Annotated in this window: 10 protein-coding genes, 3 tRNA genes and 1 pseudogene; 6 read left to right on the plus strand and 8 right to left on the minus strand. The window is 71.9% G+C overall.

The window, feature by feature from the left end:
- From ACWGB8_RS34625 to ACWGB8_RS34660, 8 genes and pseudogenes are all read right to left on the minus strand, one after another.
- Positions 1-221, minus strand: a pseudogene (locus ACWGB8_RS34625) (ATP-binding protein); the annotation flags it as partial.
- Entirely contained in the window at positions 202-909 is a 708-nt protein-coding gene (locus tag ACWGB8_RS34630) for a DUF742 domain-containing protein (protein ID WP_452217633.1), read from the minus strand. The gene ACWGB8_RS34630 and the pseudogene ACWGB8_RS34625, both read right to left, overlap by 20 nt.
- A 161-nt stretch (positions 910-1,070) precedes the next feature.
- The gene (locus ACWGB8_RS34635) at positions 1,071-1,484 is read right to left on the minus strand and encodes a roadblock/LC7 domain-containing protein (RefSeq protein ID WP_030057391.1); all 414 of its coding nucleotides are present in this window, start codon (positions 1,482-1,484) and stop codon (positions 1,071-1,073) included.
- 10 nt (positions 1,485-1,494) lie between these two features.
- Entirely contained in the window at positions 1,495-4,929 is a 3,435-nt protein-coding gene (locus ACWGB8_RS34640; protein ID WP_452217634.1) for a sensor histidine kinase, read from the minus strand.
- A 419-nt stretch (positions 4,930-5,348) separates the two neighbouring features.
- Positions 5,349-5,927, minus strand: coding sequence for a GTP-binding protein (locus tag ACWGB8_RS34645; protein WP_452217635.1), 579 nt, complete (start codon positions 5,925-5,927; stop codon positions 5,349-5,351).
- The gene (locus ACWGB8_RS34650) at positions 5,908-6,330 is read right to left on the minus strand and encodes a DUF742 domain-containing protein (protein WP_452217636.1); all 423 of its coding nucleotides are present in this window, start codon (positions 6,328-6,330) and stop codon (positions 5,908-5,910) included. Before ACWGB8_RS34650 ends, ACWGB8_RS34645 begins: the two co-directional genes overlap by 20 nt.
- A gap of 154 nt (positions 6,331-6,484) precedes the next feature.
- The gene (locus tag ACWGB8_RS34655; protein ID WP_030057391.1) at positions 6,485-6,898 is read right to left on the minus strand and encodes a roadblock/LC7 domain-containing protein; all 414 of its coding nucleotides are present in this window, start codon (positions 6,896-6,898) and stop codon (positions 6,485-6,487) included.
- Positions 6,899-6,908: 10 nt separating this feature from the next.
- Complete coding sequence (locus ACWGB8_RS34660; RefSeq protein ID WP_452217637.1) at positions 6,909-10,568, minus strand: nitrate- and nitrite sensing domain-containing protein; 3,660 nt, start codon at positions 10,566-10,568, stop codon at positions 6,909-6,911.
- Positions 10,569-11,234: 666 nt separating this feature from the next.
- On the opposite strand from ACWGB8_RS34660, the gene ACWGB8_RS34665 reads away from it, so the two are divergent.
- The 6 genes from ACWGB8_RS34665 to ACWGB8_RS34690 all read left to right on the plus strand — a co-directional run bounded on the left by ACWGB8_RS34665 (position 11,235) and on the right by ACWGB8_RS34690 (position 14,519).
- A complete protein-coding gene (locus ACWGB8_RS34665) occupies positions 11,235-11,453 on the plus strand; it encodes a hypothetical protein (RefSeq protein WP_452217638.1) in 219 nt (72 codons plus the stop codon).
- Between the two features lie 245 nt (positions 11,454-11,698).
- Positions 11,699-12,499 (plus strand): fumarylacetoacetate hydrolase family protein, encoded by an 801-nt coding sequence (locus ACWGB8_RS34670; protein WP_452217639.1) that lies wholly within the window; start codon positions 11,699-11,701, stop codon positions 12,497-12,499.
- Positions 12,492-13,997 (plus strand): glutamate--tRNA ligase, encoded by a 1,506-nt coding sequence (gene gltX, locus ACWGB8_RS34675; RefSeq protein ID WP_452217640.1) that lies wholly within the window; start codon positions 12,492-12,494, stop codon positions 13,995-13,997. Before ACWGB8_RS34670 ends, gltX begins: the two co-directional genes overlap by 8 nt.
- A 210-nt stretch (positions 13,998-14,207) precedes the next feature.
- Positions 14,208-14,279: transfer RNA gene (locus tag ACWGB8_RS34680), tRNA-Gln, on the plus strand.
- A 46-nt stretch (positions 14,280-14,325) separates the two neighbouring features.
- Positions 14,326-14,401, plus strand: a tRNA-Glu gene (locus ACWGB8_RS34685).
- Positions 14,402-14,444: 43 nt separating this feature from the next.
- Positions 14,445-14,519: transfer RNA gene (locus ACWGB8_RS34690), tRNA-Gln, on the plus strand.
- Positions 14,520-14,649 lie beyond the last annotated feature (130 nt).

Below are 14,649 nucleotides of genomic sequence, written 5' to 3' on the forward strand. Positions count from 1 at the left end.
AAGTCCATGGCGACGGTGGTGGTGGTCTTGCCGGAGACCTTGCTGATGTCGTCGATGCCGGCGGACGCGGAGGTCATGACGGCTTCGGTGCGCAGGGGGTTGATCTCGGAGACGGCGCCGACGAGCGTGGTCTTGCCGACGCCGAAGCCGCCGGCGACGACGATCTTCGCGGAGGTGGTGGCGCGGGTGGGGGCGGCCGCGTTAGAGCTTGCGAAGTCCACTGAGGACCCTTTCGAGCAGCGTGACGTCGGGCTGGGTTCCGGATTCGCCCCCGGAAGCGGGCTGGTGGATGGCGACCAGGCCGGCTTCGGCCAGGTCGGCCACGAGGATGCGGGCCACTCCCAGGGGGATGGAGAGCAGCGCCGAGACCTCGGCGACGGATTTGACCTCCGTGCACAGCGTGCAGATCCGCTGGTGCTCGGGGAGGAGGGTGGCCAGGCGCTGCGGGTCGACGTCGGCGGAGACCAGCGCCTCCAGCGCCAGCTCGTAGCGGGGCCGGGTGCGCCCGCCGGTCATCGCGAACGGCCGGATCAGCGGACCGGAGTCCTCCTCGTCCTCGAACTCCTCGACGTACCCGGGCTCCTGGGCCGGGACGGCGGCGGGAGCGGGGGCGGCGGGCCCCGACCAGTCGGGGGCGCCGTAGGAGTCCGGGGAGGCGCCGTAGGGGGCCTGGGGCGCGTCGTAGCCGGGCTGCGGCGCGCCGTACGAGGGCTGCCCCCCGTACTGGCCGTACTGCTCCTGCGGGTACGGCTGGTCCTGCGGGTACGGCTGGCCGTACTGGTGCTGCTGACCGTAGGACGGGCCGTACTGCTGACCGTGGCCGACGACGCCGGGAGTGCCGAAGGCGTCATGGCCTGTGCCAGGGTACGGAACGCCGTACTGGCCGCTGCGGTCGTCGGGCGGTGTCACGGTTCCTCTCCTCACAGGGTGCGGCGGTGCGGTGCGAGCTCGGGCGCTGGTCCCCAGCCGGTGGTGCGAAGGCCGTACAACGTCCGAACCCGAGCCCGCCGAAGCGGGCCCGGGAGGGACGCGGAGGTGCTTCGAATACCAGGACGGTATCCGACGAACCGTCAGTGCAGGAGACTGCCCTGGAGTTCTGCGCGGAGCGCGGGGGTGAGGACGGCGCCTGCGCGGTCGACGAGCAGGGCCATTTCGTAGCCGACGAGGCCGATGTCGGAGTCGGGGGAGGCCAGTACGGCGAGGGCGGAGCCGTCGCTGACGGCCATCAGGAAGAGGAAGCCCCGTTCCATTTCGACGACGGTCTGGTTGACCTCGCCGCCCTCGAAGATCCGGCTGGCGCCGGAGGTGAGGGAGGTGAGGCCGGAGGCGACGGCGGCGAGCTGGTCGGCGCGGTCGCGGGGGAAGCCCTCCGACATGCACAGCAGGAGGCCGTCGGCGGAGACCACCACCGTGTGTGACACCCCAGGGGTGTTGTCCACGAAATTGGTGATCAGCCAGTTCAGGTTCTGTGCGGCCTGGCTCATCTGACTCAACTCAACGCTCCTGGTGGTTCGAGCCGCCGAAGAGATCGGTGCTGCGGTTCTGCTGTCCGTTGCCGGACGGGTCTACCTGGTCGGGGTCGATCCGGAAGCTTCCGGTGTTGCCGGCGCTGCGGCCCTGCTCGACGCCGCGGCGCAGGTTGGTGAGGCGGCCTCGGACCTCCTCGGGGCTGCGGGAGACCTGCGGCCCGTCCTGGGGGGTCGGCTTGGCGTTGCCGGCCACCAGGTTCTGCTTCGGCACCCGGCGGGGCAGGCCCGCCGAGGTGGTGCCGCCGGAAGTGGGCTCCCGGAGCTGTTCGGCGCGCTGCCAGTCGCCGTCGTTGGGCGACTGCCAGGCGGCGCTGGTCGGGCCGGTGGGGCCGGTCGGGCCGTAGCCGCCGAGCGCCGACACCTCGTGGCCGCGCGGCTCCGCGGAGTCGCCGGAGGTGTCCTTGGCACCGGTGAACCAGTTCAGGCCCTCGCTGCCGCCGCCCTGCGGGGCGCTCGCGGGGGCGCCGCCGCCGGCCAGCTGCTGGCCCGGACGGCGCTGCGGCAGGCCCGAGGCGAGCGTCCCGCCGGCGGGCGGCAGGGCGGCCGACTCCTGGCCGTACGGGTGGCCCGCGGGGGCCTCCTCGGCGGCCGCGCCGTACTGGTCGTCCTGGCCGTACTGGTCCTGGGCGTACCCGCCGTCGTCGTAGGGCTGCTGGTAGCCCTGCGGGGCGTACCGGTCGTCCTGCCCGTACTGGTCCTGCGGGGCGTACTGGCCGCCCTGGTAGCCCTGCTGGTCGTACTGGCCGTACTGGTCCTGCCCGTACGGGTCCTGCGGGGCGTACTGGTAGCCCTGGTCGCCGTACTGGCCGTCCTGGTAGCCGCCCGGCTGGTCGTACTGCCCGTACTGGTCGTCCTGGTAGCCGTAGTCCTGCCGGTAGCCGGCCTGCTCCGGGACCTCCTCGATCTCGGCGTCGACCACGGCGGGCTCCGCCTCGGCGGCCGGGGCGGCCTCCAGGGCGGCGCGGCGGGCCTGGTCGAGCCGCTGCGAGCGCTGCACGGCCTCCAGGGCGGGGCTGAACCCGCTGGAGCCGGCGTTGCCGTTGCCGGTGAGGTGGTCGTCGAAGCCGAGCTCGGCGGCGCTGCGCGGCCGGCCCTGGACCTCGGCCCAGTCCTGGGCGCCGGGCTCCTGGTCGGCGAAGATCCGGGAGACCGTGAACTCCTCCTCCGGCTCCGGCACGGCACCCATCTGGGTCAGGAACGGCGGGATCATGACCAGCGAGGTGGTGCCGGCCGACTCGCCCGAGGGGCGGAGCTGGACGCGGATGTCGTGCCGCTGGGACAGCCGGCCGACCACGAAGAGGCCCATGCGGCGCGAGATGGTGGCGTCGACCGTGGGCGGCTCGGCCAGCTTCTCGTTGATCTCGGCGAAGTCCTCGGCGGTGAGGCCGATGCCCTTGTCGTGGATCTCGACCAGCACCCGGCCGTCCGGCAGGCGGGTGGCGTTGACCAGCACCCGGGTCTGCGGGCTGGAGAACGAGGTGGCGTTCTCCAGCAGCTCGGCGAGCAGGTGGACGAGGTCGGTCACGGCGCCGCCGACGACCTCGGCCTCGGGGATGCCGGACAGCTCGACGCGCTCGTACTGCTCCACCTCGGACGCGGCGGCGCGGAGCACGTCGACCAGCGGGACCGGGGTGTTCCAGCGGCGGCCGGCCTCCTCGCCCGCGAGGACGAGCAGGTTCTCACCGTTGCGGCGCATACGGGTGGCCAGGTGGTCCAGCTTGAAGAGGTTCTCCAGCTGGTCCGGGTCGGCCTCGTTGTTCTCCAGGTCGGTGATCAGCGCCAGCTGGCGCTGGATGAGGCCCTGGCTGCGGCGCGACAGGTTGGTGAAGATCGCGTTGACGTTCCCTCGGAGCAGGGCCTGCTCGGCGGCGAGTGCGACCGCCTGCCGGTGGACCTGGTCGAAGGCGCGGGCGACCTCGCCGATCTCGTCCTTGCCGTGCAGCGGGATCGGGCTGACGGAGGTGTCCACCCGGTCCGGGTCGGTCTTGGAGAGCTTCTCGACCAGCTCGGGGAGCCGGGTGTTGGCGATCTCCAGCGCGGCGGTGTTCAGGGTGCGCATGCCGAGGATCATCGAGCGGGCGGTGAAGCCCGTCAGCACACCGGCGAGGACGAGCGCCGCGAGCACGATCACCGAGTTGAGGATCATGTCGTTGAGGGCGCGGTCCTTGAGGTCCACCGCCTCCTGCACGACGTCGTTCAGCAGCGTGACCTCGGTGGTCCGCAGCGTGTTGATGTGGGTGTTGGCGGCCTGGTTCCAGTTCTCCGGGGTCAGACCCGAGTCCTTGGCCTCCTTGTAGGCCTTGTCGGCGGCGTCCTTGCCCTTGGTCTGGCCCTCGGCGGCGGCCTGCTGGTAGGCGGCACCGAGCGCGAGCAGGCCGTACATGGTGGGCGCGCTGCCGTTCGGCATGCGGTACGCGGCACGCTGCTCGGCATTGGCCTGGGCGACCATGGCGTCGGCGTAGACGCGCTGGTCCTCCGGGGCGCTACCGGTGTTGAACTCGGATATGGAGACCTGCTCCAGCTTCTGCGAGATCAGCAGCTGCTGGATGAGGTCGGTGTTCTCGTGGCGCGTGGTGGTCTCGGCGGAGATGCCGACCAGCAGGTGGAGCATCAGCGCGCGCTGGGTGGACGCGGAGGCCTTCGCCAGCGAGATGGCGTAGATCGCGCGGCCCTTGCTGGTGATGCTGGAGCTGCCGAGGCCGACCGAGTTGTCGTACGCCAGCAGCGGCGCGAGCATCACCGAGTACGCGGACTGGGTCGCGGTGGCGAACAGGTCCTTGCCGTACGCGTGGTCGCGCAGGTGCGGCAGGAAGGCCACGACGTTCTGGAAGCCCGCGTGGCGGTACTTGAGCTCGCCCTCGCCCTTGGTCACCTCGTAGGCGGCGCGGTAGGCCTTGAGGGCCTCGTCGGTGGTCGTCCGGAGCTTCTGGACCTCGCCGTTCGGGTCCTGCTTGGTCAGCAGGGGGATCAGCGACTTGTCGCGCTCGTTCTCCAGCGCCTCGGCGAGCTCGGTGGCCGCCTTGGCCAGCTTGGCCGTGTTCTCGGCGCGGGACGCCTTCACCCAGCCGTCGTAGGACGTGTTGACGCGCAGACCGCCGAAGACGAGCGCGATGATGACCGGGATCAGCAGGATCGCGATCAGACGGGTCGGGACGCGCCAGTTGCGGGGCCGGAGGAAGTCGTACTTGCCGCTGCCCGTCGGACCGGCCTCGGGCTCGGCGGCGGCACCCGGGCGGCCGGGTGAACCGGCGGTCGGGGGCTGGGCGGCGGGAGCGGCCTGGGGCCGTTCCTCGGCGGGGGTGAACGCGGAGAACCCGCTCTGGTCCGGTGCGGTACCGTTCGGCTCGCTCTGGCGGGGCTCGGAGCGCCGCTGCGGGGCGACTTGCTGCTTACGCCTCACTCGACAACTACCTCTCGGCCGGTTTTGCGGCCATGGATCAATCCAGCGCTACCCCTGGCAGCTGCCCGCTGCGGGGAGGGACTGCCGTACAGGACTTCGGGGTAGCTGGAATTTCAGCACGTGCAGGGATGGGGGACAAACAGCCGCTGGTCGGCACCGTGAGCAGAGCAATTCGGGCATTCGCGGACATCTCCGAGCAAAACCGGGGTCTTCCGGCGCTGAGCGATGCCCATCGGTGACCCAGGGTCACTGATGATCACCAAATGCCTACCGAACTGTTATCACCCGCTTATGCCCGGGCCTTGCGCGCGGCGTCCGGGCGACATCCGTGCGTCACCGGACCGCGGACAGGCAGGCCCGGCCGCCCGCCCCGGGAGGCGGACGGCCGGGCCGTTCGATCACGACTCGTTCGCTCCGGGTCAGCGGAGGCGGGCGAGGAGGGCGTGTTCGACGAGGGTGATGAGGGCGCTCTTGGCGCTTTCGCGGCGTCGGGCGTCGAGGGTGATGACGGGGGTGTCGGGGCCGAGTTGGAGGGCTTCGCGGACCTCGTCGCCGGTGTGGGGCTGGTGGCCGTCGAAGCCGTTGAGGGCGACGACGAAGGGGAGTCCGCTGTTCTCGAAGTAGTCGAGGGCGGGGAAGCAGTCGGCGAGGCGGCGGGTGTCGACGAGGACGACGGCGCCGATGGCGCCGCGGACGAGGTCGTCCCACATGAACCAGAAGCGGTCCTGGCCGGGGGTGCCGAAGAGGTAGAGGATGAGGTCTTCGTCCAGGGTGATGCGGCCGAAGTCCATGGCGACGGTGGTGGTGGTCTTGCCGGAGACCTTGCTGATGTCGTCGATGCCGGCGGACGCGGAGGTCATGACGGCTTCGGTGCGCAGCGGGTTGATCTCGGAGACGGCGCCGACGAGCGTGGTCTTGCCGACGCCGAAGCCGCCGGCGACGACGATCTTCGCGGACGTCGTGGCGCGGGCCGGTCCGTTAGAGCTTGCGAAGTCCACTGAGGACCCTTTCGAGCAGCGTGACATCGGGCGTTCCGCCCGACTCGCCCGCGGCGGCGGGCTGGTGGATGGCGACCAGGCCGGCCTCGGCCAGGTCCGCGACGAGGATGCGGGCGACGCCGAGCGGCACGCCGGCGAGGGCGGAGATCTCCGCGACGGACTTGACCTCACGGCAGAGGCCGACGATCCGGGCGTGCTCCGGCAGCAGGCCGCCGGTCCGCTCGGCGGTCGCGGTGGTCGAGATGAGCGCCTCGATCGCGAGCTGGTAGCGGGGCCGGGTGCGCCCGCCGGTCATCGCGTACGGGCGGACCAGCGGCTGCTGCTCGTAGCCGTCGGACTGCTGCCCTCCGTAGCCACTGCCGTACCCGTTGCCGTACGAGCCGGCGGGTGTCGACGGGGTCATGGGTCCTCCTTGTGCTGCAGCCATGAGCAGCCGGTTCCAGCTGGGGCGGTGCCAGCCGAGGCGGATCAGCTGCCGGGGCAAGCTGAGGGTGGTGCGCCGGGTCCGGTCGGGTCGGACCCGGCGGCGGGTCAACTTCGGTGTCCGTCGAGGACGCTCAGTGCAGGAGACTGCCCTGGAGTTCTGCGCGGAGCGCGGGGGTGAGGACGGCGCCTGCGCGGTCGACGAGCAGGGCCATTTCGTAGCCGACGAGGCCGATGTCGGAGTCGGGGGAGGCCAGTACGGCGAGGGCGGAGCCGTCGCTGACGGCCATCAGGAAGAGGAAGCCCCGTTCCATTTCGACGACGGTCTGGTTGACCTCGCCGCCCTCGAAGATCCGGCTGGCGCCGGAGGTGAGGGAGGTGAGGCCGGAGGCGACGGCGGCGAGCTGGTCGGCGCGGTCGCGGGGGAAGCCCTCCGACATGCACAGCAGGAGGCCGTCGGCGGAGACCACCACCGTGTGCGACACCCCAGGGGTGTTGTCCACGAAATTGGTGATCAGCCAGTTCAGGTTCTGTGCGGCCTGGCTCATCTGATTCAACTCAACGCTCCTGATGATCTGCGCCGTTGCCGTCTGTCCGGCCCCCGAAACTATCGAATCCGGGCTGCTGAGCACCATGCTGGAAGCCGTTCCGGCCACCCTGCGGTGCGGGGTTGCCCTGTTCGGCGCCGGCCCGGCGGCCCTGCTGGATGCCGCGCCGCAGGTTGGTCAGCCGGCCGCGCACCTCCTCGGGGGCGCGCGAGACCTGGGGACCGGTCAGCGGCGAGGCCTCGGCGGTGCCGGAGACCAGGTTGGCCTGCGGCGTGCGCCGGGGCAGGCCCGACATGGTGACCCCGCTGGTCGAGGGCTCGCGGACCTGCTCGGCCCGGCGCCAGCGCTCGTCGTTCGCGGACGGGCGCCACGGTGCCTCGCCGGCGCCGCCGGGCTGCTGCACCGGCTGCTGCTGGGCCTGCTGCTGGGCGGGCGCCTGCGGGGCCTGGGCCCGCTGCTGCTGCTGCGGCTGCTGGGCCTGCTCCGGCCGGGCCGGCCGCTGCGGGGCCTGCGGGCGGTCCTGCGGGAAGCCGGGTGCGGTGGTGCCGGGGCGGCGCGGCTGGTACGGCCGCTGGGCGCCCTGCGGGCCGCCGTCGGACGGACCGGTCGGCAGCGCCATCGGCTCCTGGCGGAACTGCTCCTGGCGCACCGGCTCGGGCCGCTGCTCGGGGCGGTTCTGCTCCGGACGGGCCGGGTTCGGCACGTTCGGCAGCACCGGCTCCACCAGGCCGAGGCCCAGCGGGTCGCGCGGGTCGATGTCGCTGGCCTCGAAGCGCGGCCGGGCGAACTGGGCGGTGCTCTCCGCCTCGGACTCGGCCGGCGGCAGCTGCTGGGCCTGCTGCGGCTGCGGGCGCTGCGGCACCTCCTGGCGGGGGGCCGGGCGGCCCTCGGCCGGCGGCTGCTGCGGCTGGCGGCGCTGCGGCAGGCCCTCCTGCGGACGACCGCCGGGGCGGCCGCCCTGCTCGGCCCAGTCGTGCTGCGGCTGGTCGCCGGGACCGCCCTGCGGGGCGGGGCGGCGGCCCGGGCCGGGCTGCTGCTGGCCGGGCTGCGGCCGACCGCCCTGCGGACGGGTGGGCAGCGGCTGGCCGGGCTGCTGCGGACCGGCCTGCTGGCCGGACTGCTGCGGGGCGGGCTGCTGGTTGGGCTGGGGCCGACCACCCTGCGGACCGCCCTGGGGGCCACCCTGCGGACCGGCCTGCGGCTGGCCGCCGGGGCGGCCGCGGCGGGGAAGACCGCCCATGCCGGGGTTGCCGGGGCGACCGGTCGGGGCGCCCTGCTGCGGGGCCGGACGGCCCTGGCCGCCCTGCTGCGGCACCGCGCCGGGACGGCCGCCGGTCGGCTGGGTCTCGCGCAGCGACTGGCCGACCTGGCGGGTGGGCAGGCCGTTGGCGCCGCCGCCCTGGCCCGGCGCACCGGCCGGAGCGCCGTTCGGGGCACCGCCGGGGCCGCCCTGGGGGCCCTGGCCGAGCTGCGGACGGCCCTGCGGGGCACCGCCCGCCGGACCCTGGCCGAGCGCGGCGGGGCCGCGGTTGTCCGGGCCGGGCATCTGGCGCTGCTGGCGCGGCGTCGGGGCCGGGCCGCGCTGCTGCTTGGCCTGGGCCGGGCCGGGGCGGCCGGGGGTGCGGCGGTCGCCGGAGTTGGTGACGTCCACCGGGAGCATGACGAGCGCGGTGGTGCCGCCGGAGTCGCTGGGACGCAGCTGGATCCGGATGCCGTGGCGCAGGGACAGCCGGCCGACCACGAAGAGGCCCATGCGGCGGGAGACCGAGACGTCCACCGTCGGCGGGTTGGCCAGGCGCTCGTTGATGTCGGCGAGGTCGTCGGGGCTGAGGCCGATGCCGGTGTCGTGGATCTCGACCAGCACCCGGCCGTCGGGCAGGGCGTGGCCGGTGACCCGGACGCGGGTCTGCGGGCTGGAGAACGAGGTGGCGTTCTCCAGCAGCTCGGCGAGCAGGTGGACGAGGTCGTTGACGACGCGGCCGGCGACCTCGGCCGACGGCACGGCGGCGAGTTCGATGCGCTCGTACTGCTCCACCTCGGAGGCGGCGGCGCGGAGCACGTCGACCAGCGGGACGGGGCGGGTCCAGCGGCGGCCCGGGTCCTCACCGGCGAGGACGAGGAGGTTCTCGCCGTTGCGGCGCATGCGGGTCGCCAGGTGGTCCAGCTTGAAGAGGCTGGCCAGCTGGTCGGGGTCGGCCTCGCGGCTCTCCAGCTCGGAGATGAGCGACAGCTGGCGCTGGATGAGGCCCTGGCTGCGGCGCGACAGGTTGGTGAACATCGCGTTGATGTTGCCGCGGAGGAGGGCCTGCTCGGCGGCGAGGCGGACGGCCTCGCTGTGCACCATGTCGAAGGCGTGGGCCACGTGGCCGATCTCGTCCGCGGAGTCGACGCCGACGGGTTCGACGGTGACGTCGACGTCGTGCGGGTCGGTCTCGGAGAGCGTCTTGACCAGTTCCGGCAGGCGGCGCTCGGCGACGTCCTCGGCCGCGGCCTGCAGACGGGTGAGCGAGCGCACCATCGCGCGGGCGATGAGGGCCGCGCCACCGAGGGCGACGAGCAGCACCAGCGCGACGGCGGCGGCGATGATCAGGGCCTCGGTGTCGGCGGCGGACTGCTGTTCCTGGGCCTTGCCGTCGAGCTGCTCGATCAGCTTGGCCTCGATGCGCCGCTCGGCGGTGATCTTGGTGGTGGCCTGCTCGTACCAGTCCTTGTACGAGCGGGGCTCGGACTGGTGGATACCGCTCTGCTGGAGGATCGAGCGCGAGTAGCGGTCGGCGTCGGCGACCACCGAGTTGTAGCTGAGCTGGCCGCGCAGGTTGTCCAGGTCGTTGGCCGTGTAGATGTAGTTGAAGCTGGTCAGCGCGTTGTCGTAGGCGACGCGCAGGCGGATGCCGAAGGACTCGTCGCTCGCGCTGAGGTCGGGGCCCTTGGGGTTGGCGAGCGCGGCGCTGATCAGCGCGCGCTGCTGCGAGGTGGCGTTCTTGGTCAGCGAGAACTGCTGCAGGGCGCGGGTGGAGCGGACCAGGTCGCCGTTGTTCGACGCGAGCGCGATGTCCTGGGTGATGGACAGCAGGTCGCGGATGATCACGTCGTAGGCCGTGATGGTGGCCTGGATGTTCTGGTTGTTCTGGTACGGGCTGTTGCGTGCGTCCGAGATCGCGTTGAGGTCCTTGCGGATCTGCAGCAGCAGCGCCTTGCCGCCGGAGAGCTCCAGGTCCTCGAACTTGTCCGACGAGGCGCTGAAGGTGCGGGCCAGGTCGTCGGTGATCTTCCGGGCGTTGACGATCTCGTCGTCGACCGGGCTCTGCGGGCTCGCGGTGATCGGACCGGCGCTGATGTCGCGCTCGGTCTGGAGGGCGTCCGCCAGGTTGGTCGCCTTCTTGGCCAGATCCGAGAGGTTGGCCATCTGGGCGAGCTGCTGCGAGGCCTCGAGCGAGGTCTGGATGCGCAGCCCACCGAGGACGAGGGCGACGAGCACGGGCAGCGCGAGCAGGGCGATCAGACGGGTCCGGATGCGCCAGTTGCGCAGCGCGAACCGGCTCATGCCCGTCGCGCGGCGGCGGGTGAGGGTCTTGCGGAGCTTGCCCCGCGCGGACTTGCGGTCGTCCGACCCGATGATCTCGGGCCCGCCTGGCTCGGCGGACCGGGGATCGGCCGGATCTCCGGGCACTAGCGCCGGCTGGGGTCCTGCCGCGGGCTCACGCGACTCCGGGTCACCCGCGGCGCCGCTACCCCTTTTGAAACGTCCCTGCACTGGCGTCGCAACCTCTGGACCGGGCGTCCGGCCGCGTCGCCGCGGCCAGGACGGTGTCGAGTTTCCATCCACCCCCCGGCCGGTCCGGGAGGGCGGGCACCGGGGTGGACTGCTCCCTACCCACGGTCCGTGGCATTCCAGCACAGCCGGGGAATCCCAACAAGGGCCGCCAGGGCTCACCACGTGGCGCTACCGACTGCGTGCACGGTTTCACAGACTGTGCGGTAACCGGACCGGAATACCGCCTTTTTCGGACACTCGCCGGATACATGCCAAGGCTGCCCGAGATCAACAAGAGTCGCAGAGGTGCCGCAATGGCCGATCTGCCCGATTTGTCGGTAAATTCTGATGAGGCGATATGTCGGATATCTCCGAATTGCTCATCAATTTGTGACCGATGTCACAGCGTAATGTGTAGCTTTGGTCACGGTCGCTGTGGAAAGAGATCCGTAACCTGGCGGCTGTATCCGCGAACGGCCCCGATTCAGCCTGCCCGGAAACACCCCGAACCACTCGGCCGGAAACCGGATCCGTGCGCGCCCGCGCCGACCGACCGGCCCGGACCCCCAAGGTGCTGACGCGATGTCCCTGGCGAAGAAGGCCACCAAGTCCACGCTCTCCGGCGGCTCCACGGCGAACCCGCGCCGGACGACCCTGGCCTCGGTCGAGGACTTCAGCAAGATCCCGGGCGCCCGCAAGGCGGAGGACGTCGTGACGTACGCCACGGAGCTGCCGACCAGCACGGCCAACCCGCGCCGCGTCCAGCTGATGGTCGCCCCGGTGATCGTCCCGCAGGACTGACCCCGCGCTCCGGAAGGGCGCCGCGACCGACCCGGTCGCGGCGCCCTTCCGCGTACCCGGGCCCGCCCGCCGGGCCGGACCGTCCGGGTGGCGGGGCGCAACCGCGCTGAACAGGGGCAAAGCGGGCGGGCGGGGGCCCACGCGATAGCCTGGACGACGATCGACCGGGCCGCGTGCGAGGCAGTGCGGCCCACCCAGCGCCCGGGCGCGCCCGGGCGGCCGACGAAGCGAGGGGTGTCCCAGCCGTGCGCATTGCCAGGTTTTCCGTCCGGGAAGGGAGCCCTGCCGCCGGCAGCGTCTCCTTCGGGGTGGTCGAGGGGGATCCCTCCCAGCCCGAGTCCCTGATCGTCCACGCCCTGGCCGGCCACCCGTTCGGGCAGCCCCAGCCCACCGGTGAGAGCTACCGGTTCCAGGACGTGCGGCTGCTGAGCCCGATGCTGCCGAACAAGATCGTCGCGGTCGGCCGCAACTACGCGGCGCACGCCGCCGAACTCGGCCACGACGTCCCGGACGTCCCGCTCACGTTCTTCAAGCCGTCCACCGCGGTGATCGGTCCGACCGAAGCCATCGCGTACCCGCCGTTCTCCTCGGACGTCCACCACGAGGCCGAACTGGCCGTGGTGATCGGCCGGATGTGCCGCGAGGTGCCGCTGGAGCGGGTGCCCGAGGTGATCCTCGGCTACACCTGCGCCAACGACGTCACCGCCCGGGACGTCCAGCAGCGCGAGGGCCAGTGGGCGCGCGCCAAGGGCTTCGACACCTCCTGCCCGCTCGGCCCGTGGATCGAGACCGACCTCGACCCCGCGGACCTCGCCGTCACCTGCACGGTCAACGGCGAGCTGCGGCAGACGGGGCGCACCTCCCAGATGGTCCGCTCGGTCGCCGAGCTGATCGTCCACATCTCCGAGGCGATGACGCTGCTGCCCGGCGACGTCGTCCTCACCGGCACACCCGCAGGGGTGGGCCCGCTCAACGTCGGCGACCAGGTCGCCGTCTCCATCGAAGGCATCGGCACTCTCACCAACAGGGTGATCAAGCGTGGCTAACACCGCCGCGGGCTCGGACGTCCGGGTCCGCTTCTGTCCCTCCCCGACCGGGAACCCCCACGTGGGCCTGGTCCGCACCGCCCTCTTCAACTGGGCCTTCGCCCGCCACAACGGCGGCACGCTGGTCTTCCGCATCGAGGACACCGACGCGGCCCGCGACTCGGAGGAGTCGTACCGGCAGCTGCTGGACGCGATGCGGTGGCTCGGCTTCGACTGGGACGAGGGCCCCGAGGTGGGCGGCCCGCACGCCCCGTACCGGCAGTCGCAGCGGATGGACATCTACGCCGATGTCGCCCGCCGCCTGCACGAGGCCGGCCACGCCTACCACTGCTACTGCTCCACCGAGGAGCTCGACGCCCGCCGCGAGGCCGCCCGCGCGGCCGGCAGGCCCTCGGGCTACGACGGCCACTGCCGCGAGCTGACCGAGGACCAGGTCGCGGTCTACAAGCTGGAGCAGCGCGAGCCGATCCTGCGCTTCCGGATGCCCGACACCACCATCGCCTTCGACGACCTGGTGCGCGGCTCGCTCTCCTTCGAGCCGGAGAACGTGCCCGACTACGGCATCGTCCGGGCCAACGGCGCCCCGCTCTACACCCTGGTCAACCCGGTGGACGACGCCCTGATGGGCATCACCCACGTGCTGCGCGGCGAGGACCTGCTCTCCTCCACCCCCCGCCAGATCGCGCTGTACGCGGCGCTCGCGGACATCGGCGTCGGCAACGGGAGCACCCCGCGCTTCGGCCACCTGCCGTACGTGATGGGCGAGGGCAACAAGAAGCTCTCCAAGCGCGACCCGCAGGCCTCGCTCAACCTGTACCGCGAGCGCGGATTCATCCCCGAGGGCCTGCTCAACTACCTGTCGCTGCTGGGCTGGTCGCTCTCCGCGGACGACGACATCTTCAGCACCGAGCAGCTGGTGCAGGCGTTCGACATCGCGGACGTCAACGCCAACCCGGCCCGCTTCGACCTGAAGAAGTGCGAGCACATCAACGCCGAGCACCTGCGCAAGCTGGCGCCGGAGGACTTCGTCCGCCGCCTGGTGCCGTACCTGCAGGCGCCGGGCCTGCTGCCGGCCGAGCCCGGCACCGAGCAGCTCGACCTGCTCGCGAAGGTGGCGCCGCTCACCCAGGAGCGGATGGTCGTGCTGAGCGAGATCGTCAACATGGCCGGCTTCCTGTTCGTCGCCCCCGAGGACTTCGCCCTCGACCCGGACGACGCGGCCAAGGTGCTCACCGCGGACGCCCGTCCGGTGCTGGAGGCGAGCATCAAGGCGCTGGAGGCGCTGGAGGACTTCACCCCGGAGCCGATCCAGGCCGCGCTGCGCGAGGCGCTCGTGGACGGGCTGGGCATCAAGCCCAAGTTCGCCTTCACGCCGCTGCGGGTGGCCGTCACCGGCCGCCGGGTCTCCCCGCCGCTGTTCGAGTCGATGGAGCTGCTCGGACGCCCCGAGACGCTGCGCCGGCTGAACGCCGCCCTGGGCACCCTCCCCGGCGCCTGAGGCCCTGCCGCGGGCGGCCGCGGGCCCGGTGCTGACCTGGCCCGCAGCCGCCCCGGCCGCTGCCTGCGGTTATCGATTTTGGAGCCGCGCCCGGCATCGGGTAATGTTCTTTCTGCGCCGCCCGGGAGGGAACGGACGAGGGAGTGAAACCCCGTCGGGACCGACCGAGAGGCGCAACGCCGAGAAGGGCTCGCAAGGGCTCAACTCCGGTGGGGTATGGTGTAATTGGCAGCACGAGTGATTCTGGTTCATTTAGTCTAGGTTCGAGTCCTGGTACCCCAGCGCAGTACGAGCAGTACCGCAGTGCAGCAGTACAAATGAAGATCAAGCCCCCGTTGTGTAGCGGCCTAGCACGCTGCCCTCTCACGGCAGTAGCGCCGGTTCGAATCCGGTCGGGGGTACCAGAGCAGAAGCCGGTGGGCTCGCCCCATCGGCTGAACGCTTTGTTGGGGTATGGTGTAATTGGCAGCACGAGTGATTCTGGTTCATTTAGTCTAGGTTCGAGTCCTGGTACCCCAGCCAGAAAGTAGGAGCCCCGGAGATCCGGGGCTTTTCGCATTTCCGGACGCGGCGCTCCGGAGCCCGCCGGCGCCCACCGCGGAGACCGCCGACGACGACACGGAAAAGGGCCGGCCCCGGATTTCTCCGGGGC

It is taken from the genome of Kitasatospora sp. NPDC054939, from assembly GCF_053610105.1.